Consider the following 23,345-nt stretch of genomic DNA (forward strand, 5'->3'; position numbering starts at 1 on the left):
ATGCCGAAATTTGTTGTTTATAAATTTGTGATTATGAGTGTTTGGAGAGTCATTCTATCAATAATTTTTCCCCCGATTGCCGTTTATGATAAAGGGTGTGGGTCGATACTAATTGTCTTTTTATTAACCCTTGCAGGTTGGATACCTGGGGTTATAGGTGCTTTAGTGATTCTCAATAATCCAAAATACAATAGATAAGTTTTACGAAATGAACAAAGAAATCACCCTTATTGATTTAGGTGAGAAAGATTATAAAGATACTTGGGAGTATCAAGAAGAGCTTTTTCAGTCTGTTTTAGACGTTAAAATAAAAAATAGAAGAGAAGACTTAAATGAAAAGACACCCAATTACTTTTTATTTGTCGAACATCCTCATGTGTATACTTTAGGTAAAAGTGGAGACATGGACAATCTTTTGCTCAATGAGGAGCAACTAAAAGAGAAAGGAGCTACGTTTTATAAAATAAATAGAGGAGGAGACATTACCTATCACGGTCCTGGACAAATTGTTGGTTATCCAATTTTAGACTTAGAAAACTTCTTTACAGATATCCACAAGTATTTGCGCTTGTTGGAAGAAACAATAATCTTAGTGTTGAAAGAGTACGGGATTGAATCGGAACGAAGTGAGGGGGAAACAGGTGTATGGCTTGGCGTGGGCACTCCTTTTGCAAGGAAGATTTGTGCCATGGGGGTACGTTCTTCCCGTTGGGTGACCATGCATGGTTTTGCCTTGAATGTCAATTCAGACCTTGGATATTTTGACAATATTATTCCGTGTGGAATTCGCGGTAAAGGAGTAACCTCTTTGCATGTTGAACTTGGAGTAGATCGCGTAGATGAAGATGAAGTACGCGAAAAGATCATCAAGTACTTTAGCGAACTTTTTGAAGCGACAATAAAAGCACAATAAAACAAGTTATGAAATCTCAGGTGGACATTCCTCTTGAGATTTTTTTTATCTTTGTACAAACAACACAAGAGTATGAAAAATATAAAAATTGCGCCATCAGTTTTGGCAGCGGATTTTGCCAATCTACAACGCGACATCGAAATGATGAATGACAGTCAAGCAGAGTGGTTCCACATTGATATCATGGACGGTGTTTTCGTGCCGAATATTTCGTTTGGAATGCCTGTTTTAGAAGCGATTAACAAGCATAGAAGCGCGAATAAGGTGTTGGATGTGCATTTGATGATTGTCGATCCTGATCGTTATATCAAAACGTTTAAGGAGCTAGGAGCGGATATTTTGACAGTACACTATGAAGCCTGTACGCATTTACACCGTACGATTCAAGCGATTAAAGCGGAAGGCATGCAAGCAGGAGTAGCCTTAAATCCACATACCCCTGTTTCGGTTTTAGAAGATATTATCCAAGATTTGGATTTGGTCTTGATTATGAGTGTGAATCCTGGGTTTGGAGGACAAAGCTTTATTGAGAACACCTATGACAAAGTACGTAGGCTGAAAGCAATGATTGAGGCTAAAGGAGCAAAAACAATCATTGAAATCGATGGAGGAGTCAATGACAAAAACGCAAAAGCCTTGGTTGATGCAGGTGCAGAAGCCTTAGTAGCAGGAAACTTTGTGTTTAAATCTGCAGATCCGAAAGCGACAATTGCAGCTTTGAAAGCCGTTGTAAAGGAATAACAGTAAAGCTAGGTACTATATATAAAAAAAGTAATTAAAAAAAAACCTCTTTGTCCAAAAGAGGTTTTTTTTTGTTTCTATGTAAAGAAAAAAAAGTGGCTTGAACATTACATCCAAGCCACTCAACTATAAAATGTGCGATTTTATTACATCATACCAGGCATTCCACCGCCCATTGGCATTCCACCACCGTTTTCGTCTTTAATATCTACTAAAGCACATTCAGTGATAAGGATCATACCTGCAACCGAAGCTGCGTTTTCTAAAGCAACACGTGTTACTTTTTTCGGATCGATTACACCTGCTTGTAGCATATCGATGTATTCGTTTGTTTTTGCGTTGTATCCGAAGTTGTTGTCTCCTTCTAATACTTTTGCTACAACTACAGAACCTTCTAAGCCAGCGTTTTCAACAATTGTTCTCAATGGAGCTTCAATTGCTTTAGCGATGATTTGGATTCCTGTTTCTTCGTCAGCATTTACTGCACTGATTGACGATAAATTTGCTTTTGCGCGTAGTAATGCAACTCCTCCACCAGCAACAATTCCTTCTTCGATTGCCGCTCTAGTAGCGTGTAGTGCATCGTCCACTCTGTCTTTTTTCTCTTTCATTTCTACTTCCGTAGCCGCACCAACATAAAGAACAGCAACACCACCTGCTAATTTAGCTAAGCGCTCTTGTAATTTTTCTTTATCGTAGTCAGATGTTGTTGTTTCCATCTGTGCTTTGATTTGGTTCACTCTGTTTTGAATCATATCTGAAGCACCACTTCCGCTCACGATCGTTGTATTGTCTTTGTCTATGCTCACGCGTTTACACGTACCTAGCATTTCCAATGTTGTGTTTTCTAACGTATATCCTTGCTCTTCAGAGATTACAACACCACCAGTTAAGATAGCAATGTCTTCTAACATTGCTTTTCTTCGGTCTCCGAATCCTGGTGCTTTTACAGCAGCAATTTTCAAAGCGCCTCTTAATTTATTTACTACTAAAGTAGATAATGCTTCTCCATCTACGTCTTCAGCAATAATTAATAAAGGTTTTCCTGATTGTGCAACAGGTTCTAATACCGGAAGTAATTCTTTAAGAGAAGATACTTTTTTGTCGTATAATAAAATGTAAGGAGAATCTAGTTCTACTTCCATTTTTTCTGAATTAGTCACGAAATAAGGAGATAGATAACCTCTGTCAAACTGCATTCCTTCCACTACGTCAACGAATGTTTCTGTTCCTTTTGCTTCTTCAACAGTGATGACTCCTTCTTTACCAACTTTTTCAAAAGCTTGTGCAATTAATTCACCAATAAATTCGTCGTTATTAGCGGAAATAGAAGCGATTTGTTGGATTTTATCCATTGATCCGCCTACTTCTTGTGCTTGGTCTTTTAGGTGATTTACGATTACTTCAACTGCTTTGTCCATACCGCGTTTTAAATCCATTGGATTTGCTCCAGCAGCTACGTTTTTCAATCCTTCTTTTACGATTGCTTGTGCTAATACAGTAGCAGTTGTGGTTCCGTCTCCGGCTAAGTCATTAGTTTTAGAAGCTACTTCTTTTACCATTTGAGCACCCATATTTTCAAGTGCATCCTCTAACTCAACTTCTTTTGCTACAGACACTCCATCTTTGGTTACAGTAGGAGCTCCGAATGATTTTCCGATGATTACATTGCGTCCTTTTGGTCCTAAAGTTACTTTAACTGCATTTGCTAAAGCGTCAACACCGCGTTTTAAACCTTCGCGTGCTTCAATGTCGAATTTAATATCTTTTGCCATGATCTAGTCTTGTTTTATTTTGTTATTGATTCAATTTATTAAACAATCGCTAAAATGTCGTCTTCACGCATGATTAGGTAATCCTTACCTTCCAATTTTAGCTCTGTTCCTGCATATTTACCATATAGTACAGTATCGCCTACTTGTACTGTCATGGTATGGTCTTTCGTACCATTTCCTACAGCGACTACTGTTCCTTTTTGTGGTTTTTCTTTCGCCGTATCAGGAATAAAAATACCAGAAGCAGTTTTTGTTTCTGCTGGTTGAGGTTCAATAAGAACTCGATCTGCAAGTGGTTTAATGTTTAATGCCATAGTTTAATAGTTTATAAAATTGAATTATTTATATTAGTTCTAAACGCTATAAAATAGTCATAAAGTGTGCCAAAGCTTGTATTGACAGCTATTGACAAAAAAAAATGCCAACTTGACAGTTGGCATTTTATATTCAAAGGGTTTGAATTTTTATTCTTGTGTAGTTTCAGGTGTTGAAGTCTCGCTTGTAGCTGGAGCTTCCGTTCCTGTTGCTGGTGTTTGTTCTTCTTGAGGCGCAGGAACAAGCTGTTGCTGTACTGGCATTTCTGCATTAGGATCTAAAATTTTAGAATCGCCAATTGCACCACCACTAAAGCTAATGCTCGACATTAAGATTAGGATAATTAACACCGCTCCTAAAGTCCAAGTACTCTTATCTAAGAAGTCATTCGTGTTTTTTACACCTCCTGCTACAGTAGATCCTCCGAAAGATGAGTCTAAACCTCCACCTTTAGGATTCTGTACCATAATAACCACAATTAATAAAAAACATACGATAGCAATCAATACTAAAAATACTGTAAATGTGTTCATGCTTATAAACTATTATGTTGTTGTAACGCTTTTATATCTAATATTTGGTTTGCAAAGAAACTACTTTTTTCTGGATATTTCAAAATTAAAATCTCATAAGCTTGTATTGCTTTTTGATATTTTTTTTGCTCCAAATAAATTTTGGCCAAAGTTTCCGTCATTAAACTTGTGTTCTCTTGTAGAGATAATTCAATATTTATGGGGCTTGCCGTCGCTTTTTTTGTTGGGATAATTTTAGGATTTGTTTCGATGAATTTATCAATCATGGCCTGTTTTTTCTCTAAACTTTCCTGAAATTTTTTTTCGTCTTTTGTAATTATCTCCAATTTTTCCGGTTCTTCTTGTGGTGAATCGTCACTTTCTGTGCTCGAATCTCTAAGAATTGGCTGTTGTTTGGATAATTGTAACCACTCTTGGAAGGAGTATTTTTCCTCTGCTTCAAAAGCTAAAGGTTTGCCAATTTCTAGCTTATTTTCGAGAACTTCAACTGGCGATTCTGTTCGGATTTCTTCCGGTGATTGCTCGTCGTTTTCTCGCTGTTTTTGTTGATCAAGAGTCAGCACAGTCGATTCGTCGGTTGTGGCAACTGAAACATTTGTTGGTTCAACAGTTGGTTCTGCTATACTTTCTTGCTGCTTAGGATTTTCTTCAACTGATCTTCTGTCTTCTTTTGTAATAGCATAGGCTACCTTGGAAATACTTTCTAACAAGGCACTGATGTTTTGCTCGGGCTCTCTGTCCTTATTCTCTTTGACGTCCTGTTTGTCTGTTGGGAGGGGGGCTGTAGCCTCTGGTTGCTGTTCCTCTTCTTTTGGTAGTTCCAATGGACGGTATACTGTAAAATCATCTGACACAATGAAATTAAACAGAATGTCACGATCGAGCGTATAAGCCGCTGTCTTCTTTAGTTCCTGATTGTAAGAGGTGCTTTCGTTTGAATATAACGCTTTGAGGTATAAGCTCCTGATCGCTTGTACATACGGGTACTGCTCAAGTAGTTGTTTCAACTCTTGAATATCTGATCGTTTGATTTGAGTAGGATCAGCTAAGTAGGTATGCAATGTGTTTATATTCAATGTTTTATTCTTTTATATTTTTACCATTTCGCCAAAGACTCATTGAAGACATCTTGTGTAATGCGTTCGAAAATTTCGTCTAATGCTGTGTTTAATGTTCCTCCTACTAATTGTGCATTGGCTTCGTAATCATAGTAGAACGAGAATCGCTTTTCAAAATCGTCTTCCGGATTTTTCTTGTTTATAAATCTCACGTTTACTGCTATATACAAGCGGTTTTGTGCGGCTCTTTGATCAGCTGTCGCCGTCATTGGGCTGATTCTATAGTCGACAATTTCTCCTTCATAGACCAAGTCTGCATCGGAGTTTGTCAGGGTTAAACTAGTTTGACCTTGAATTAAATCCTGTAAAGCCAAGGTAAACGTACGTTCAATACCTGGCTCTACTAAAGGGGCATTGTTCTGGAAGTAATTGACTTGGAATGAATCGGCATCAATTTTTCCTGTACCAGTAAAGTTATAATATTTACAGCTTTGTAAAACTAAAGCTATAAAAAGAATTGCAAGAATAGGGCTAAACTTCTTCATTTATAAGTTGTATTGTTTGATCTTTCGATACAGTGTTCGTTCTGAAATTCCCAGTTCTTCGGCTGCGGCTTTTCGCTTTCCTTTGTTTCGATCAAGTGCTTTTCGAATTAATTCGACTTCTTGTTCCTCTAGGTTTAGAGGTTCGTCTTCTACCGTTTCTGCGATGAGGTATTCTTCGTCATCTTCGTCATCGTCAACTAAAGTAGGATGAAAAGTAGGATGATTGGTTTGAACAGGGTGTATGTTTGTATTTTCCAATTGCAGAATATCCGTAGGATTTGTTGGATAGTCTACAGATTCAGTAGAGTTGTTGCCATAAATACGTTGAATCAAATGCTGATTGCTTTCTTGTACTTGACCTTTGTCTTGTTTTAAGAGCTCTAAGGTTAGTTTTTTCAGATCAGTGATGTCATTGCGCATGTCAAAGAGAATTTTATACAGAATTTCACGTTCTGTACTGAAATCACTTTCTGCTTTTTTGCTTTGTACAACAGAGGGCAGTTGTCTATCGTGATTGGGTAAATACGATTGTAAGATAGGGAGGGTAATCTCGCGATTTGTTTCCAAAACTGAAATTTCCTCTGCCACATTTCGCAACTGTCTAATGTTTCCGTCCCAGCGATAGCGAATTAAGAAGTTCGCAGCATTGGCATCGAGACGCACAGGGGGCATTTTGTATTTATGTGCAAAATCGGAAGCGAATTTTCGAAACAACAAGTGAATATCTTCACCTCTTTCTCGAAGAGGAGGAAGGGTTATTTCAATGGTACTCAAGCGGTAGTATAGATCTTCTCTAAACTTTCCTTTTTGAATGGCCTCCATCATATTGACATTGGTTGCGGCAATAATTCGGATGTCTGTTTTTTGAACTCGAGACGAACCTACTTTGATAAATTCGCCATTTTCTAAAATACGCAATAAGCGCACTTGTGTGGTTAGGGGTAATTCCCCGACTTCATCTAAGAAAATAGTTCCGCCATTGGCTTCCTCAAAATAGCCCTCACGGGTGCTAATTGCACCAGTAAAGGCGCCTTTTTCGTGCCCAAATAGTTCACTGTCAATGGTTCCTTCTGGAATGGCCCCGCAGTTCACTGCAATGTATTTGCCGTGCTTGCGATGAGAAAGCGAATGGATGATTTTTGGAATACTTTCCTTTCCTACTCCACTTTCTCCTGTTACTAAAACTGATATATCCGTCGGAGCAACCTGAATTGCTTTTTGGATGGCACGGTTTAGTTTGGGATCATTTCCTATAATTTCAAATCGTTGTTTTATCGCTTGAACATTTTCCATGTAGTGAACTTTTTGATAGCGCTGTTTTTAAATGGGATTACCCTTGCATAGGTGAATAGCCAATAGCTTTACCTATAAGGGTTGCAGAAGTACAATCTTCGATAAATACTTCTACGAAATCTCCCACTTTATAATTTTCTTTCGGGAACACAACGGTTGTGTTTTGAGAATTTCTTCCGCTCCATTCTAAATCAGAACGCTTGGATGATTTTTCAATTAACACTTCAACTGTTTGTCCTACAAAACGTTGGGTACGTTCTAAACTGATTTTTCCTTGTAATGAGATAATTTCACTTAGACGACGTTTTTTTACTTCTTCTGGAATGTCGTCTTCTAGTTTACGAGCAGCAAGTGTACCTGGTCGTTCAGAATAGGCGAACATAAATCCAAAGTCATAACGCACGTGTTCCATCAAAGAAAGGGTGTCTTGGTGATCTTGTTCGGTTTCAGTTGGGAAACCTGTAATCATATCTTGAGAGAGTGAAATCTCTGGAATTAAGGCGTAGATTTTGTCCACTAGTTCGATGTATTCTTCTCGGGTATGCTGGCGGTTCATCTCTTGTAAAATACGCGTACTTCCCGATTGAACTGGCAAGTGAATATATTTACAAATATTGTTGTGACGGGCAATTACCTCAATCACCTCCATGTGCATGTCCTGTGGATTTGACGTTGAGAAGCGGAATCTCATTTTCGGAAATTTCGTCGCGCATAAATCCAAAAGTTGAGCGAAGTCAACCGCTGTAGCTTTCTGAATTTCAGTGGCTTTGTCAAAATCTTTTTTCAATCCCCCTCCATACCAAAGGTAGCTGTCTACGTTTTGTCCTAATAAGGTAATTTCTTTAAATCCTCTTTCGTGTAAATCTTGAATTTCTGAAATAATACTGTGAGGTTCTCTACTGCGTTCTCGTCCTCTTGTAAATGGAACAACACAGAATGTACACATATTATCGCAACCTCTTGTGATTGAAACGAATGCAGTTACCCCGTTACTTTGTAAGCGAACTGGTGAAATATCGCCATAGGTTTCGTCTTTGGATAAAATAACGTTGATGGCATCACGCCCTTCGTCTACTTCTTTTAGTAGGTTTGGTAAATCTTTGTAGGCATCGGGTCCAACAACCATATCTACAATTTTTTCTTCTTCTAAGAATTTGCTTTTTAATCGTTCCGCCATACAACCTAAAACCCCAACTTTCATTCCTGGGTTTTTTCGTTTAATGCGGTTGTATTGATCTAAGCGTTTGCGTACGGTTTGTTCGGCTTTGTCGCGAATAGAACAAGTGTTTACTAAAACTAAATCAGCTTCTTCTAAGTTATTGGTTGTATTATATCCAGCGTCAGATAAAATGGAGGCAACAATCTCACTGTCAGAAAAGTTCATTTGACAACCATAGCTTTCTATAAAAAGCTTTTTGGTGTTGTCTTTATTTTGTTCTAGCTGTAAGCTTGTTCCTTGTTTATTTTCGTCAATTACCTTTTCCATATGATTATTTAAAAGGGAGTTTTATTTTAGTTTACAAAGATAGTTTAAATTTATTTGCTGACAAGTTGACAGCTTTATATTTAATAGTATTTTGAGAATTGGACAAGGAAGGTTTTAGAACAGAATAAAGAGGAAGGGATAAGGGGAGTCAAGAGCTAGGAGATAGTGAAAATTACTTGTTCATCCTTTAAGGGTTCCTGTAAATGGATTGATGTAAAAGAGGTGCTTGTATGACTGTAATTCGTGTGGAATCGGATGTAAAAAGAGGGAATGCGCTAATTTAGCGGGGTTATTAGGTATAAATTACTTTTGTTTTTTTACTTTTGAGCAATTTCTGTATGCATGCATTGATTAGGTGCAAAAGAGGATTTTTTGGTAATCAACGTTAAAAAAGTATATATTTTTTAAATCATCGGGAAGGATTTTAAGAGAAAGTGTGAATAATATCGGTTGAAGTGGAAATATTAAGAAAAAACACATATTTTTGCTTCACAAAATAATGAAGTATGGCAAAGAATTTAGTGATCGTGGAGTCGCCTGCTAAGGCAAAAACAATAGAGAAATTTTTAGGAAAGGACTATCAAGTAGAATCTAGTTATGGGCATATAGCGGATTTGCCTTCAAAGGAGATAGGAGTAGATGTAGATGATAATTTTAAACCCAAGTACGAGGTTTCAAGTGATAAAAAAGCAGTCGTAAAAAAATTAAAGGACCTTTCTAAAACAGCAGAAGTTGTTTGGTTAGCTTCCGATGAGGACCGCGAAGGAGAAGCTATTGCTTGGCATTTGGCGGAAGAATTAAAATTAGATCAAAATAAAACGAAGCGCATTGTTTTTCACGAGATTACTAAATCAGCAATATTAAAAGCGATTGAAAACCCAAGAGGTATTAATTATAATTTAGTAAACGCCCAACAAGCTAGACGTGTTCTAGATCGTTTGGTAGGATATGAACTATCTCCTGTATTGTGGAAGAAAGTAAAAGGGGGATTGTCTGCAGGACGTGTGCAGTCGGTGGCTGTTCGACTGATTGTAGAAAGAGAAAAAGAAATCAACGAATTCAAAGTAGAATCTTCCTATGTTATAACAGCAGAGTTTAAAACTGCTGAGGGAAAAGTTGTCAAAGCGCGTTTGTCGAAAAACTTTACAAGTGAGCAAGAGGCAAAAGATTTTTTAAACCTTAATATAGGAGCGGATTACGCGATTAAGGATTTAGAAACAAAACCCGCAAAGAAATCGCCAGCGGCACCGTTTACAACGTCAACGTTGCAACAGGAAGCGGCGCGTAAGTTATATTATTCCGTTGGACAAACGATGATGTTAGCACAGCGTTTGTATGAGGAAGGATTTATTACCTATATGAGAACGGATAGTGTAAACTTATCCGAAGAAGCTACCAAAGCAGCAGCAGCTGAGATTGCAAAATCATATGGTTCCGCTTATGTACAATCGAGAAGTTATGTAACGAAAAGCAAAGGGGCTCAAGAAGCGCACGAGGCCATTCGACCTACGAATATGGCTTTGCACTCAGTGCCTTTGGACCGCGACCAAGCGCGTCTATATGATTTGATCTGGAAGCGTACATTGGCTTCTCAGATGAGTGATGCTAAATTAGAGCGTACAAATGTGAAAATTGGCGCAAATAATTACAGTGATTTATTCGTTGCCACAGGAGAAGTACTGTTGTTCGATGGTTTTTTGAAAGTCTATTTAGAAGGACACGATGACGAAGAAGAGGAAGTAGAAGGAATTTTACCACACTTGAAAGTTGGAGAGTCTCTTTTGTCTAATTCGATGGTAGCAACACAGCGCTTTAGCAAGCCAGCAGCGCGCTATACAGAAGCTTCTTTAGTAAAGAAGTTAGAGGAGTTGGGAATCGGGCGTCCTTCAACCTATGCACCGACCATCTCGACGATTATTGCGCGTAACTATGTGGAAAAAGGAACTACAGAAGGAAAAGAACGCCCCTATAAAGTGATGACGCTAGCTCAAGCTACTGTTACGGAAAAGGTACTTGTTGAAAAAACAGGATCAGATAAAGGGAAAATGATTCCTACGGATATTGGAATTATCGTAAACGACTTCTTAGTAAAGAATTTCAAAACTATTTTAGATTATAATTTCACGGCAAAAGTGGAGGAAGACTTTGATGCGATTGCTGCTGGAGAAGAGGATTGGGCAAAGATGATGCGTGAGTTTTACGATCACTTTCACCCCACTGTAAAAGATGTAGAGGAAAATGCAGAGCGCGAATCAGGCGAGCGAATCTTGGGAACAGATCCAGCTTCAGGTAAACCTGTATTGGTTCGCCTTGGTAAATTTGGACCTATGGCGCAGATCGGTGACGCAGAGGATGAAAATAAACAATTTGCAAGTTTAGCACCGGATCAAAATATTGGTACCATCTCTTTGGAAGAAGCACTAAAACTCTTCTTATTGCCTAAACTGTTAGGAGAGTACAATGGAGAAGAGGTTGAAGTGAACAACGGCCGTTTTGGACCTTATGTACGCGTGGGTAAAACGTTTATTTCACTGCCAAAAGGCGTTGAGCCGTTAGATGTATCTTTTGAAACGGCTTTAGAATATATTAAAGAGAAGGAAGAAGCAGATCGACCAATTGCTACGTATAAAGATTTGCCTGTTCAAAAAGGAGTGGGACGATTTGGTCCCTATCTGAAGTGGAATGGTATTTTTATCAACGTCAACAAAAAGTATGATTTTGACAATCTTTCGAATCAAGATGTGATCGAATTAATTGAAGATAAAATTCAAAAAGAAAAAGATAAGGTCATTCACGATTGGACTGAAGAGGGCATTCGCGTTGAAAAGGCAAGATGGGGAAGATCTGTTATCTTAAAAGGGAAGGTTAAGATTGAGCTTTCTAAAGATGTTGATGCACAAGCATTGACTTTAGAAGAAGTGAAAGCGATGATTGAGGCAAAAACGCCTGCTAAAAAGACAAAAGCAGCTGCGAAAACCACGGCAAAAAAGCCTGCAACTAAAACGGCTGCCAAAAAGCCTGCAGCTAAAAAAACGACAACAAAGAAATAATTGAATAGCAGTTATGTTAGAACTTTTACGTCCAGTTAGTGTCGAGTTTAGGAATTATATAGATGGATTGCCCAGCCAGAGCTTGGGTAAGAAGGTTCATTTTCACTCCGGTGGAGATTTCGATAAGTATGATCAATATAAGATTGCGCTTATAGGAGTTACCGATAACAGGGGATTAGCCTCTGGGGTTGATACGGTTGATTTACTAAAGGTTCGAAAATCATTCTATACGCTATTTCCTGGGAATTGGCATCTTCGAATTGTGGATTTAGGAGATATAGCACCTGGAGAATCTGTTGAGGATACATATTTTTTGTTGGGAAAGGTTATTGCAGATTTAGTTAAAAATGGCACGATTCCCATTGTAATAGGGGGAAGCCAAGACTTAACCTATGCTTTATACCGTGGCTATGACAAATTGGAACAGATGGTCAACTTGGTTTGTATTGATCACAAATTAGATGTTGCCAAGGATGGAAGTCATGCAGCAGAAAGTTTTCTGTCGCGAATTATTTTAGAAGAACCGAATAATTTATTCAATTTTTCAAATTTAGGCTATCAAACCTACTATAATTCTCAAGAAGAGATCGATTTAATTGAAAGTTTATACTTTGAAGCATACAGAGTTGGTGAAATTATTAATAATATTGCACTGGCAGAACCCGTTTTGCGGGATGCGGATATTGTAAGTATAGATATAAATGCTGTAAAGTCCAGTGATTCTGGTAATTTTGAGACTTATAATCCCAATGGATTTGATGGACGAGAAATATGTTCTTTGGCGCGTTACAGCGGTTTAAGTGACAAGGTTAGCACTTTTGGTGTGTTTAATTACAATAATCAAGTAAGTGAAACGTTGTTATTAGGACAACTGATGTGGTATTTTATAGAGGGTGTTAATTATCGCTATAACGAATATCCGTTTGCTTGTAAAGATAACTACATCAAATACATAGTACCGTTTGACGACTATGAGAATTTAGTGTTCTACAAGAGCGATATATCAGGCAGGTGGTGGATCGAGGTGACTATTGGTGGGGGTGTTAACGAAAAGTTAACAAAGAAAACATTGTTGCCATGTAGTTATCAGGATTACGAAAATGCTATTGCTCAACAACTGCCTGATCGGTGGTGGAGAGCATTTAAAAAGAGTTTAGTTTAGCTTAAAAAAATTTAACATTTCCATATGTTAAATATAAACTAAATTTTTTTTAGCTTTGTTTTTGAAAATTAAAAATAATTGAATACGTTTACATTTTTAAGAAGTATATAAGAAAACCTAAATAATATATGAAGAAGATCATTACGTTAGGAGCAGTTTTAGCTTTGGTATGCAGCTGTGGTACTGGAGATCGAGGTGAGTTGTTAGGAGGAATTGAAGGGAAGAGATGGTCAACGACGAAGCCTCATGGTATGTCTTTAGTTCCTGGAGGGACTTTCACAATGGGACAATCAAACGAAGATTTCCTTGGTGCACAGGATGCTCCAACAAAAACGGTAACGGTTGGTTCGTTCTATATGGACGAGACGGCAGTTACAAACAACCAGTATAGAAAATTTGTTGAGTGGGTAAAGGATTCGGTTATCCGAACTCGTTTAGCTATTGCAGCTGATGATATGGGGTTAACTCCCGATGGTGGTGGTATTGGTGCATATGCGTTTTTAGATAATGAAGAAAATCTAGATCGTATGACGCCGTATCAGCGATACATGTATGAAAACTACTATAGTATGGATACTAGTGATGATATGTATGCTGGAAGAAGATTAAACAAAAAAGTAAATTTACCTGCTACAGCTGATCGTTATCCAGATGAGTACTATGTAGAAGTTATGGACTCTTTGTATATTCCTGCTTCAGAAACGTACAACGGGTTAGGTATGTTTGATGCATCTAAACTTAAATTCAAGTATACGTATGTGGATTTAGAAGGAGCAATGAAGGACAAAGGAACGGATCCTCGCGGGAAACGCAACAGACATCTAAAAACGGAAACTTTATTAATTTATCCAGATACAACGCGTTGGATTAAAGAATTCCAATATTCGTACAACGAGCCAATGCACAACGATTACTTCTGGCATGAAGCTTTTGGAGAGTATCCAGTAGTAGGAGTAAACTGGCACCAAGCGCGCGCATTTGCAGCGTGGAGAACGCTTTATAAAAATACATTTTTGCGTTCTAAGCGTTTACCTTCAGAAGTACACGAGTACAGATTGCCAATGGAAAGCGAATGGGAATTTGCAGCTAGAGGTGGTTTAGAAGGAGCTATGTACCCATGGGGTGGACCTTATACAACAGACGAAAAAGGATGTTTTATGGCGAACTTTAAACCAAGTCGTTTTGATTATGCTGCGGATGGAGCTACTTATACAGCAGAAGCACGTGCTTATCCACCAAATGGATATAATCTATATAATATGTCTGGAAACGTGGCAGAATGGACAAGTTCTCCTTACGATTCTTCATCTTATGACTTTATGTCAAGCTTAAAACCAAAAAACAGAACATCTGATACACCGTTAAAAGTAATCAGAGGAGGATCTTGGAGAGACCCTGCTTATATGTTACAAGTTGCAACCCGTGATTCTGAATACGCTGACTCAGCTAGATCTTATATCGGATTTAGATTAGTACAATCAGTTTCTGGATCGATGTCGAGAAGCAACGCCGCTAAAATGGCACGATAATTTTGAACCAAAACAATTATAGATTATAGACAAACAATTAAAACAATTAAAAAATTATGGCAATACCTAAAAAAGTAATGAACTTCTGTTATGGAATGGGGGCTTCAGTTGTAATTATCGGTGCATTATTTAAAATTACGCACATGGAGTTAGGACCAATTAATGGAAATAATATGCTAACTTTAGGATTGGTTGTGGAAGCTCTTATTTTTGCGATATCTGCTTTTGAACCAGTTGATGACGAGTTAGACTGGTCTAAAGTTTATCCTGAATTAAAAGGAGGAGAACCAACACAAGTTAGAGGTGGTGGTAGTGCTGTAGGATTTGTAGGCGGAGGAACAGAAGAGCAAGGAATGTTATCTAAGAAATTAGATGATTTACTTAAAGAGGCAAAAATTGATGGTGAATTAATGAGTAGCTTGAACAGAAGTATCAGAAACTTTGAAGCGGCATCAAAAGAAATTGCTCCAACAGTAGACTCAGTTGCTTCTACAAGAAAATACGCTGAAGAAATGTCATTGGCTGCTGCACAATTAGAATCTTTAAACTCTATGTATAAAGTTCAATTAGAAAGTGCAACACGCAATGCTGAGATCAATAAAGAAGTTGCTGAAAATAACATCAAATTAAAAGAGCAAATGTCTGCTTTAACGAGCAACTTATCTTCTTTAAACACAGTTTATGGAGGTATGCTTTCTGCAATGGGAAACCGCAGTGCTAATTAATTTATAATCCAGATAAAGTTATAAATAATGGCAGGAGGAGCAAAATTGACGCCTAGGCAAAGGATGATTAACCTTATGTATCTTGTGTTCATCGCGATGATGGCACTTCAGATGTCAAAGGAGGTTTTATCAGCTTTTGGTATGGTAAACGACAAATTTGAATCGGCGAATGAATCGGCGGTTGGTAATAATGAAGCTTTATTAGGAGGTCTTGAAGCTAAATCAGCGGATGATCCAACTCGTTTCGGCGAGCCTTATAAAAAAGCGAAGCAAGTAGCGGCTGTTACAAAAGAGTTTTACGACTATGTAGCGGGTGTAAAGAAACAAATTACAGACCCTTTAGAGGCACAACGTGTTGATGGTAAATTACCAGCAGAGCGTATGGAAAAAGGAGATGTGATTGATCAAGCTTGGTTTAACGGTGATAAATACTCTGCAGAAGGGGAAGCATTCATCGGAGCAATTGAAAAATACAAAAGCGATATTTTAGGAATAGTTGGGGAAGATGTCAAGTTTCAACCAATTGTTGTAGATTTACAAAAGCGTTTTGATATTTCAGATGTAAAAGATGCAGAAGGTATTGTAAAACCGTATTTGAATTACAATTTTCAAGGGTTTCCAGCTATTGCTTCTTTGACGAAGTTATCAGCAATGCAAAATGACGCCATGATTCTTGAACACGATATTTACAATAGCTTATTAGGAAACACGTTGAGTCAAGCGGCTTCAATGCGTAACTATGCTGCCATTGTGATTCCTGAAAAATCTGCTTTCTTTGCTGGAGAGCAATTCAAAGGAAAAGTGGTTTTAGGACGTTATGACAAATCTACAGTTCCTACAGAAGTTGTGGTAAATGGACAAAAAGTGGATTTATCAAACGCTTTAGAGGACGGACAAGTGAAGTTGAGTTTCGGTACAGGTAACGTTGGAGAACATGATGTAAAAGGTAAATTTACATTTATGGAAGACGGAAAACCAGTTGAAATCGATATCAAAGGAAACTATGTTGTTGTTCCTAAACCGAATTCTGCGAATATCTCTGCTGATAAAATGAACGTAGTTTACCGCGGAGTGGCCAACCCAATGACAATTTCATTTGCGGGTATCTCTGATGATAAAGTAGTAGCTAACGCTCCTGGTTTATCAAAAGGAGGAAAAGCTGGACAGTATACTATGCGTCCACAAGCAGGTAGAGAGGTTACAATTAATGTATCTGGAAAACTACCTGACGGATCAACGGTAAGCGATAAAAAAGTATTTAGAATTAAGGATATTCCTGCACCTCGTGGTACAGTTCGCGGTGAATACGCTGCGAAAGGTCCTAAGTCTAACTTAGAGATCGTTACAATTGGTGCAAAATTAGAAGATTTTGATTTTGAATTAGGTCTAACAGTGACAGGATTTGTATTGCAAGTTCCTGGACAACCTTCAGTTGTTGTTCAAGGAAATAGAATGAATGACAGAGCGAAAGCTGCGATTTCAAAAGCAAGACTAGGAGATGTAGTTGTTATTTCTGATATCAAGGTACGTTTAGACGGTGCGGGTGATTATGCACTGAAGAAAACAGCGCCTTGTACATTCGAAATCATGTAATTTCGAAATAAATAAAAGAAGAAAACTTTGAATAATATGAACTGGAAAAAAATTTCACTATTTGTAGCATTTTCGATATTCTCATTGCAATCATTTGCACAAAGCAACTTGTTAAACGCCAAGTCTGCTGAGGAAATTGGAATGAAAAGTATTCAAGAAATATACGTACAAAGCGAAGGACCAATTCCATACGGGTATGTAGCAGATAAGGACATCCTATTTGGTATAAAAGTATGGGAAAACATTTCTCTAGAAGAGAAAGCTAATGAGTCTTATTACTATCCAATCGAAGAGGTTGTGGGCGATGGAAGAAAATCTATGTTCCAAGCTATAATTGATGGTATTAAGTCTGGAGCTATCACAGAAGTATATGATGATAGTGACTTTAAAAGAAAAAGAACGTTAAAGGAACTTGAAACATCTTTCGTTAAAATTGATACTACAGATGCTGGTATTGAATACTATAATGCTGGTGAAAGAATTCCAGAAGAATATATTCAACGTGTAGAGTTACGTCCATCTGATGTAAAATCGTATCACGTCATGGGAATGTGGTATTTTGACCGCAATGAAGGTCAATTGAAATACCGCCTTTTAGGTATCGCACCAGTAGTAGTCGATTTGTACACCAAAGGTGCAGAGGTTGAAAACGCTGTTGAGCTTTTCTGGATTTTCTTCCCGAATGCTAGAACGACACTGTTTGAAGCGAAAGTGTTCAACTCTAAAAACCCAATGAATCCAATGAACTTTGATCATTTGTTAAATGCTAGACGCTTTAGCTCTACGATTTATAAAGCAGATAATCAGTACGGGGATTCACGTATTAACGATTATATCAAAGGTGGAGAGTTAAGTCAATTATTTGAAGGCGAACGCATCAAAGAATTGATCAGAAACCTTGAAGATGATTTATGGAATTACTAATTTTGTAATTACTAATTTATAAAGCTCTTATCTAAATTAGATAAGAGCTTTTTTATTATTTAACCTATGGTGGATTATATTGTTGTTGGAACAGGATTAGCAGGAATCGCTTTTACTGAGAAATTGGCTCAAGAAGGTAAAACCTTTATTGTGATTGATGCGGAAGAACGATCCTCTTCTTTAGTGGCTGGAGGAATGTACAATCCCGTTGTTTTAAAGCGATTTACGGACGTTTGGAAAGTCAACGAACAATTGGCCTTAGCGGATGTTTTTTATCCCGCATTGGAAGCCAAATTGCAAATTAAGTGTTGGTATCCAATGGATTTGTACCGTCGATTGGCTTCAGTTGAGGAACAAAACAATTGGTTTCAAGCAGCTGATCGTCCTAATTTAAGTGCTTTTTTATCCCCAGAAATTGAAAAGAAAAAGATAGATGGAGTAGATTTGTCATTCGGTTTAGGGAAAGTAAACGCAACAGGTTACTTGGAAACGGATGATTTAATTCCGGCTTATCGTCAATATTTGTCGCAAATCGGTTGTTATAAAAAGGAAAGCTTTGACTATGATGCGCTAGTGTATACTGCAGAAGACGTTTCTTATAAAGGGATTCACGCGCGTAACATTGTGTTCGCAGAGGGATTTGGTATGTTACAGAATCCTTTTTTCAATACGCTTCCTTTAGATGGTACAAAAGGCGAATTGATGATTGTGAAAATTCCGAATCTCAACTGTGATTTTATGCTAAAAGCAGGCGTGTTTTTAATTCCGATTGGTAATGATCACTATAAATTAGGAGCTACATATAATTGGGAAGATAAAACTGATGTGCCTACAGCAGCTGGAGCTGCAGAACTTTTGGATGGTCTGCGCAGTTTCATAGACTTGGATTTTGAAGTGATCGAACACCTAGCTGGTGTTCGTCCAACGGTAAAGGACAGACGTCCATTGTTGGGGAGAAGTTTGGAATCTAATCGTATTTATGTATTAAATGGCCTTGGTACACGCGGTGTTTTACTCGCCCCTTACTTGGCTGAACAGTTGTATAATTATATTGAAAATAATATAGCGTTGGATGAAAATATATCCATTCACCGCTACAAAAAGTTTAAATTAAAGAAGTAATATTTATGTTGAATATACATAATTTGTCTGTTTCGTTTTCAGGCGAATATTTATTTGAAAACGTTACATTCAGAATTGGTGCTGGTGATCGCGTTGGGTTAGTAGGAAAGAATGGCGCTGGAAAATCAACAATGCTGAAACTTTTGTCTAGAGATATGGAACCAGATACGGGGAGTATCGCTATGGAAAAAGAGCTAAAAATAGGGTTCTTACGTCAGGATATTGACTTCATTCCTGGTAGAACGGTTTTAGAAGAGGCTTACCAAGCTTTTGAAGAGATTAAAATAGTAGAAGCTACTTTAGATAAAGTAAATAAAGAGTTAGCCGAACGTACTGATTACGAATCGGAATCCTATTCCGAATTGATTGAGAAATTAAGTGATTTAACCCATCGTTTTGAAATCATTGGCGGATATAACTACGTGGGAAATACGGAGCGTATTTTGCAAGGATTGGGGTTTAAACGAGAGGATTTCGAAAATCTAACGGATACTTTCTCTGGGGGATGGCGTATGCGCATCGAATTAGCAAAATTATTACTACAAGACAATGATGTGCTTTTACTGGATGAGCCAACCAACCACTTGGATATTGAGAGTATAATTTGGTTGGAACAGTTTTTAAGAAGCTATCCTGGAGCTGTAGTTATTATCTCCCACGATAAAATGTTCCTAGATAATGTAACGAATCGCACCATTGAAATTTCATTAGGAAAGATATACGATTTCGACAAGCCTTATTCTGAATATTTAATTCTACGCGAAGAATTGCGCGAAATGCAATTGGCGGCGCAAAAAAATCAAGCGAAGAAAATTGAAGAAACAGAGAAGTTGATTGAGCGTTTCCGCTATAAAGCAACCAAAGCGTCTATGGCGCAATCGCTGATCAAAAAATTGGATAAAGTAGAGCGTATTGAGGTCGATGAAGACGACAATGCAGTTATGAACATATCGTTTCCGGTGAGTATCGACCCAGGTAAGGTAGTATTGGAAATGGAAGGTGTTACCAAGCGCTTTGGCGATAAGGTTATTTTTAAAGACGTCAATTTTTTAATAGAACGCGGCAGTAAAATTGCCTTTGTCGGACAAAATGGTCAAGGAAAATCAACGTTGATCAAAGCAGTGATGAATGAATTTGACTATGAAGGCTCGATCAAATTAGGACATAACGTACAAATCGGGTATTTCGCACAGAATCAAGCGGATTATTTGGATGGAGAAAAAACACTTTTAGATACGATGTTAGACGCTGCAACCGATGGGAATCGCGTAAAAGTGCGCGATATGCTTGGTGCTTTCTTATTTAGAGGAGATGATGTTGAAAAGAAAGTAAAAGTGCTATCTGGAGGCGAGCGAAATCGCTTGGCTCTGTGTCGTATGCTTCTTTCGCCTATTAATGTATTGCTAATGGATGAGCCGACCAACCACTTGGATATTAAATCGAAGAATGTGTTGAAACAGGCCTTGCTGAATTTTAAAGGAACCTTGATTTTAGTGTCGCATGACCGTGATTTCCTACAAGGATTGACCAATCTTGTCTACGAGTTCAAAGATCAAAAAATCAAAGAATACCTTGGAGATATTAATTATTTCTTGGAAGAACGCAAAGCGCAAAACATGCGTGAAATTGAAAAGAAAAGCGATAAACAAGAACCTCAAGTGGTAAAAGTGGCAGAGAAAAAAGCGGAGGCTTTATCATATGAGGATCAAAAAAAGCAGAAAACACTGCAAAATCGATTGAGTAAAATTGAAAGTGAGATCAGTGAGTTGGAAAAGAAAATCGCCAAAGACGATGAGCGTTTAGCAGTAGATTATGAGAAACTCATGCAAGATGAAGCTTTTTTTAGCGCATATGAGAAGAATAAAAAGAAAGTAGAGGCATTGATGCAGGAATGGGAAGATGTTGCTGCAGAGCTAATGTAAAGGAGAATATAGAAAAGGTTTGTGCAATTCGCTCAAACCTTTTTTTATGTTCTGTGTTTTTTTAGGTGTTTTTTGTTTATTTTTAAGAGAAAATAAAGATTATGAAACGCATTTTTTACCTTACTTGTCTAAGTACACTAGGACTATGGAGCAGCGCTACTGTTGCGCAATCTAAAGAAAAACTCAACCCTTCCGCTGTTGCGACAGCTACGTTTAATCTAGCCGATTTGAATCAACACAATTATTCTTATGTAATAGAGATTCAGAATCAAGTTTATTCAGGTTATAGTAGCTTAGGATTGAATCCTAAAATGATCAAAGATATTACGCTGGAAAAAGGAGCTTTTGCAATGGATGGATTTACCTACGATCGCAAAATTAAAATGGAAACCAAGGATGCTAAACAACTGCAATTACTCACCTTACAAGAATGGTCGAAAGATGCTGGATTAGTGGATAGTCATGTTGTTTTTTTGCTCAATCAAACCGTATTGAATGTTAAGCCTGAATATGTATTGATAGACAAAAATTTTATCTTAGATTCTGAAGTTGTTGTTTTGGATCAATTGGGCTTTGAAAAACCAGTTACAGTCGTTAAACTGCGTACCAAAACCAAAGAAAATTTTAAATCAGGAGCGAAGATCAGTAGCAGATAATTAATACGATGGTGCTTATAGCTGCATTTAGCATATTGGACTTGGTGATCTTTTAATCCTATATCCGTTTTTTTAGTTCTAATGTATTGTTAAGTGTTTGGAAGGACGCTTGGCTTTGTCGTATCTTTAATAGTTGTCGAATGAAAAAAGATAGACCTAAATACAGAAAGCAAGCCAGCTTTGGTATAGGGGGTATTAATTAAGTGTGTAGAAATGAAACTATTAGATCTTTTTAAAAAGAAAAAAGAAAATAAATCAACCTTCCCAGAAAACGAGTTAGAGCGCTATTTAATGGAAGCATCTTCCAATGTTGATGCTCAAAAGTATTTTTATCAAAAGTTAATCTGGAACCAATTGATTGTGTTGACTCCTGATTATTTAGAAGTAGCCGAAGGAGAACAAATCGTAGAAGAAAACAGCAAATTGAAATTGGTCTCTTTTGAGGGAGGTAAAATTCCTGTTTTTACTTCGTTGAACCGCATATTTGATCAAGAGATCATCAAGGAAAAAGTATCCTATATTAGTTTAAAAGGACAAGATTTATTCGCTATGACCAAAGGGGCATCGTTTATTTTGAATCCTTATTCCCCTTATGGGAAAGACCTGGTTCCTGAGGAGATCGAACAGCTGATGAATGGGACAATTTACGATCGCATTGATGCGGATGAGGCTGAGCGAATTCGAACGGAGAAATTCTCGAATCTTTACAATTTAGCTTGTGACAAACAAGAAGGACTAATTCTATTAGGCGGATACCGCATGGAGGTATTGGATCCTGCAGATCAAAAGAAGTTGGAGGAGTCAGTGGATTACTTTCAGCAGTGTTTGCTTTTAATTGAAGACCATTGGCCGAGTATGGTATTGATGGCTAAAGCCCTGCAGCGTTTAGGACGTCATGAAGAGGCTCTCGTTCTATTGGAACAAGCGTTTGCAATTAACCAAGAAAACCACTCCATTCCGATGGAAGCTGCTTTAGAAGCCGTTCACTTACGCGATTTGGAAAAAGCGCTGTACTATTCAGCAGCATCCATGAAGCGAAAACCTGATGATTTTGCTTTGATGGGTAATCATGCCATGAATTTGGTTTTGGCAGAACGCGATCATGAAGCGTTGGCTTTAATTGAGGAAGCATTGGTATTAGAACCTCAAGATGAAGTCAATGAAAACGTAAAAAGCTTAATTTTAGAAGTTATGGCGGGTGATCGTGCACGCCCAACGATAGAAGAGACTATAGGTAGTTAAAATGCTTAACTCTTAAGTACAAAAAAAAGACTTAATCAAATGATTAAGTCTTTTTGGCTTTGTAGCGGGAACAGGACTCGAACCTGTGACCTTCGGGTTATGAGCCCGACGAGCTGCCTACTGCTCTATCCCGCGCTATTGTGGTGCAAATATACAAACTAATTATGATACAAAACAAATAAAAAGGAATAAAATATAATTTATATACCTATTATAGGGGTATTGGTCTGATTTTTAGTTGTTTGTTTTTTGATGTAATTGCTTTTTTTATTATTTCATGTTCTAATTCAACAGCTGCTCACTTTTTTCTATCTCTTTTATTCTTTCTTGTTCTGGTGTAAGCTTTTGTTTGCCATTGCCTGGAAAACTACCATCTCCAAATTCTTGAGCTTCTTTAGAGCATTTATACAATAAAGTGGCTCGAATTCCAAGTTTTCGAGCTAATTCTGATTTGCTTGTTCTTTCTTTAGCCAGTTCAACGGCTTGCTTCTTAAAAGCAGTATTGTAGGTCTTTTTAATTATTTTCTTAGTTCAAGGATAAGTTTTTATGCTTAACTCTTTGTCCAGACTAAGTTAGCAAGTCCACTAATCGCATTTTCAACAAGGTTGTTTTTTTACCTTGGTCGAATACTATTCTTTCACCTCCTCCTTCGCTTTTTCTTTCATTTGTAAGAGGAATTGACGGATGTCATTTGGACTATAAGGCTAAAAATACCTTTATCAAAATTTCTTCAATTGGCTTCTGTTTGGTCCATGTTTTA

21 protein-coding genes and 1 tRNA gene are annotated in these 23,345 nt (G+C 37.6%); 13 read left to right on the forward strand and 9 right to left on the reverse strand.

Features of this window, described 5'->3' with window-relative positions:
• Positions 1-33: 33 nt before the first annotated feature.
• The 3 genes from HX062_RS06165 (at position 34) to rpe (ending at position 1,654) form a co-directional block, all read left to right on the forward strand.
• Positions 34-198, forward strand: a complete 165-nt coding sequence (locus HX062_RS06165) for a YqaE/Pmp3 family membrane protein (RefSeq protein WP_286466804.1) — start codon at positions 34-36, stop codon at positions 196-198.
• Positions 199-208: 10 nt separating this feature from the next.
• Entirely contained in the window at positions 209-913 is a 705-nt protein-coding gene (lipB, locus tag HX062_RS06170) for a lipoyl(octanoyl) transferase LipB (protein ID WP_182626850.1), read from the forward strand.
• A 72-nt stretch (positions 914-985) separates the two neighbouring features.
• Positions 986-1,654, forward strand: a complete 669-nt coding sequence (gene rpe, locus HX062_RS06175; protein ID WP_286466806.1) for a ribulose-phosphate 3-epimerase — start codon at positions 986-988, stop codon at positions 1,652-1,654.
• Between the two features lie 146 nt (positions 1,655-1,800).
• On the opposite strand, the gene groL is transcribed toward rpe, so the two are convergent.
• From groL to miaB, 7 genes are all read right to left on the reverse strand, one after another.
• Positions 1,801-3,429 (reverse strand): chaperonin GroEL, encoded by a 1,629-nt coding sequence (gene groL, locus HX062_RS06180; protein WP_182626847.1) that lies wholly within the window; start codon positions 3,427-3,429, stop codon positions 1,801-1,803.
• Between the two features lie 38 nt (positions 3,430-3,467).
• On the reverse strand, positions 3,468-3,743 hold the full coding sequence (locus tag HX062_RS06185) for a co-chaperone GroES (RefSeq protein WP_182626846.1): 276 nt from the start codon (positions 3,741-3,743) through the stop codon (positions 3,468-3,470).
• Between the two features lie 150 nt (positions 3,744-3,893).
• On the reverse strand, positions 3,894-4,277 hold the full coding sequence (gene secG, locus HX062_RS06190; protein ID WP_182626845.1) for a preprotein translocase subunit SecG: 384 nt from the start codon (positions 4,275-4,277) through the stop codon (positions 3,894-3,896).
• Positions 4,278-4,279: 2 nt separating this feature from the next.
• Positions 4,280-5,353: a tetratricopeptide repeat protein gene (locus tag HX062_RS06195; RefSeq protein ID WP_286466807.1), complete on the reverse strand. Its 1,074-nt coding sequence runs from the start codon at positions 5,351-5,353 to the stop codon at positions 4,280-4,282.
• A 20-nt stretch (positions 5,354-5,373) separates the two neighbouring features.
• Complete coding sequence (locus HX062_RS06200; RefSeq protein ID WP_182626843.1) at positions 5,374-5,880, reverse strand: LptE family protein; 507 nt, start codon at positions 5,878-5,880, stop codon at positions 5,374-5,376.
• Positions 5,881-7,173 carry a sigma-54 interaction domain-containing protein gene (locus HX062_RS06205; protein WP_286466808.1) on the reverse strand — a complete coding sequence of 431 codons (1,293 nt, stop codon included), beginning with the start codon at positions 7,171-7,173 and terminating at the stop codon, positions 5,881-5,883.
• A gap of 37 nt (positions 7,174-7,210) precedes the next feature.
• On the reverse strand, positions 7,211-8,659 hold the full coding sequence (miaB, locus tag HX062_RS06210) for a tRNA (N6-isopentenyl adenosine(37)-C2)-methylthiotransferase MiaB (RefSeq protein WP_182626841.1): 1,449 nt from the start codon (positions 8,657-8,659) through the stop codon (positions 7,211-7,213).
• 506 nt (positions 8,660-9,165) lie between these two features.
• On the opposite strand from miaB, the gene topA reads away from it, so the two are divergent.
• The 10 genes from topA (at position 9,166) to HX062_RS06260 (ending at position 22,584) form a co-directional block, all read left to right on the forward strand.
• Entirely contained in the window at positions 9,166-11,709 is a 2,544-nt protein-coding gene (gene topA / locus HX062_RS06215) for a type I DNA topoisomerase (RefSeq protein ID WP_286466809.1), read from the forward strand.
• Between the two features lie 13 nt (positions 11,710-11,722).
• Positions 11,723-12,871: a formimidoylglutamase gene (locus HX062_RS06220; protein ID WP_182626839.1), complete on the forward strand. Its 1,149-nt coding sequence runs from the start codon at positions 11,723-11,725 to the stop codon at positions 12,869-12,871.
• A gap of 128 nt (positions 12,872-12,999) precedes the next feature.
• Positions 13,000-14,400: a T9SS ring complex lipoprotein PorK/GldK gene (porK, locus tag HX062_RS06225; RefSeq protein ID WP_182626838.1), complete on the forward strand. Its 1,401-nt coding sequence runs from the start codon at positions 13,000-13,002 to the stop codon at positions 14,398-14,400.
• A gap of 56 nt (positions 14,401-14,456) precedes the next feature.
• A complete protein-coding gene (gene porL, locus HX062_RS06230) occupies positions 14,457-15,125 on the forward strand; it encodes a type IX secretion system motor protein PorL/GldL (protein WP_182626837.1) in 669 nt (222 codons plus the stop codon).
• A gap of 27 nt (positions 15,126-15,152) precedes the next feature.
• Positions 15,153-16,718 (forward strand): type IX secretion system motor protein PorM/GldM, encoded by a 1,566-nt coding sequence (gene porM / locus HX062_RS06235; RefSeq protein WP_182626836.1) that lies wholly within the window; start codon positions 15,153-15,155, stop codon positions 16,716-16,718.
• 36 nt (positions 16,719-16,754) lie between these two features.
• Entirely contained in the window at positions 16,755-17,642 is an 888-nt protein-coding gene (porN, locus tag HX062_RS06240) for a type IX secretion system ring subunit PorN/GldN (protein ID WP_182626835.1), read from the forward strand.
• Positions 17,643-17,708: 66 nt separating this feature from the next.
• Positions 17,709-18,764: an NAD(P)/FAD-dependent oxidoreductase gene (locus tag HX062_RS06245; RefSeq protein ID WP_182626834.1), complete on the forward strand. Its 1,056-nt coding sequence runs from the start codon at positions 17,709-17,711 to the stop codon at positions 18,762-18,764.
• A 5-nt stretch (positions 18,765-18,769) separates the two neighbouring features.
• A complete protein-coding gene (locus HX062_RS06250) occupies positions 18,770-20,686 on the forward strand; it encodes an ABC-F family ATP-binding cassette domain-containing protein (protein WP_182626833.1) in 1,917 nt (638 codons plus the stop codon).
• Between the two features lie 101 nt (positions 20,687-20,787).
• Positions 20,788-21,342, forward strand: coding sequence for a hypothetical protein (locus HX062_RS06255; RefSeq protein WP_286466811.1), 555 nt, complete (start codon positions 20,788-20,790; stop codon positions 21,340-21,342).
• 213 nt (positions 21,343-21,555) lie between these two features.
• Entirely contained in the window at positions 21,556-22,584 is a 1,029-nt protein-coding gene (locus tag HX062_RS06260) for an SseB family protein (RefSeq protein ID WP_182626831.1), read from the forward strand.
• Between the two features lie 62 nt (positions 22,585-22,646).
• Here HX062_RS06260 and HX062_RS06265 read toward each other — a convergent pair.
• Positions 22,647-22,719 (reverse strand) — tRNA-Met (locus HX062_RS06265).
• Positions 22,720-22,866: 147 nt separating this feature from the next.
• Positions 22,867-23,106, reverse strand: a complete 240-nt coding sequence (locus HX062_RS16205; protein ID WP_182626877.1) for a transposase — start codon at positions 23,104-23,106, stop codon at positions 22,867-22,869.
• Positions 23,107-23,345 lie beyond the last annotated feature (239 nt).

Source organism: Myroides sp. DF42-4-2, assembly GCF_030326445.1.
Lineage (GTDB): Bacteria > Bacteroidota > Bacteroidia > Flavobacteriales > Flavobacteriaceae > Flavobacterium.

Bases quoted from the DNA above. Each gene is read 5' to 3' on its own strand.
- topA (WP_286466809.1), top strand. From the start codon at position 9,166: ATGGCAAAGAATTTAGTGATCGTGGAGTCGCCTGCTAAGGCAAAAACA.
- lipB (WP_182626850.1), top strand. From the start codon at position 209: ATGAACAAAGAAATCACCCTTATTGATTTAGGTGAGAAAGATTATAAA.
- HX062_RS06200 (WP_182626843.1), bottom strand. From the start codon at position 5,880: ATGAAGAAGTTTAGCCCTATTCTTGCAATTCTTTTTATAGCTTTAGTT.
- porK (WP_182626838.1), top strand. From the start codon at position 13,000: ATGAAGAAGATCATTACGTTAGGAGCAGTTTTAGCTTTGGTATGCAGC.
- HX062_RS06250 (WP_182626833.1), top strand. From the start codon at position 18,770: ATGTTGAATATACATAATTTGTCTGTTTCGTTTTCAGGCGAATATTTA.
- miaB (WP_182626841.1), bottom strand. From the start codon at position 8,659: ATGGAAAAGGTAATTGACGAAAATAAACAAGGAACAAGCTTACAGCTA.
- groL (WP_182626847.1), bottom strand. From the start codon at position 3,429: ATGGCAAAAGATATTAAATTCGACATTGAAGCACGCGAAGGTTTAAAA.
- HX062_RS06255 (WP_286466811.1), top strand. From the start codon at position 20,788: ATGAAACGCATTTTTTACCTTACTTGTCTAAGTACACTAGGACTATGG.
- HX062_RS06205 (WP_286466808.1), bottom strand. From the start codon at position 7,173: ATGGAAAATGTTCAAGCGATAAAACAACGATTTGAAATTATAGGAAAT.
- porN (WP_182626835.1), top strand. From the start codon at position 16,755: ATGAACTGGAAAAAAATTTCACTATTTGTAGCATTTTCGATATTCTCA.
- HX062_RS06220 (WP_182626839.1), top strand. From the start codon at position 11,723: ATGTTAGAACTTTTACGTCCAGTTAGTGTCGAGTTTAGGAATTATATA.
- rpe (WP_286466806.1), top strand. From the start codon at position 986: ATGAAAAATATAAAAATTGCGCCATCAGTTTTGGCAGCGGATTTTGCC.
- HX062_RS06260 (WP_182626831.1), top strand. From the start codon at position 21,556: ATGAAACTATTAGATCTTTTTAAAAAGAAAAAAGAAAATAAATCAACC.
- porM (WP_182626836.1), top strand. From the start codon at position 15,153: ATGGCAGGAGGAGCAAAATTGACGCCTAGGCAAAGGATGATTAACCTT.
- porL (WP_182626837.1), top strand. From the start codon at position 14,457: ATGGCAATACCTAAAAAAGTAATGAACTTCTGTTATGGAATGGGGGCT.
- secG (WP_182626845.1), bottom strand. From the start codon at position 4,277: ATGAACACATTTACAGTATTTTTAGTATTGATTGCTATCGTATGTTTT.
- HX062_RS06165 (WP_286466804.1), top strand. From the start codon at position 34: ATGAGTGTTTGGAGAGTCATTCTATCAATAATTTTTCCCCCGATTGCC.
- HX062_RS06245 (WP_182626834.1), top strand. From the start codon at position 17,709: ATGGTGGATTATATTGTTGTTGGAACAGGATTAGCAGGAATCGCTTTT.
- HX062_RS06185 (WP_182626846.1), bottom strand. From the start codon at position 3,743: ATGGCATTAAACATTAAACCACTTGCAGATCGAGTTCTTATTGAACCT.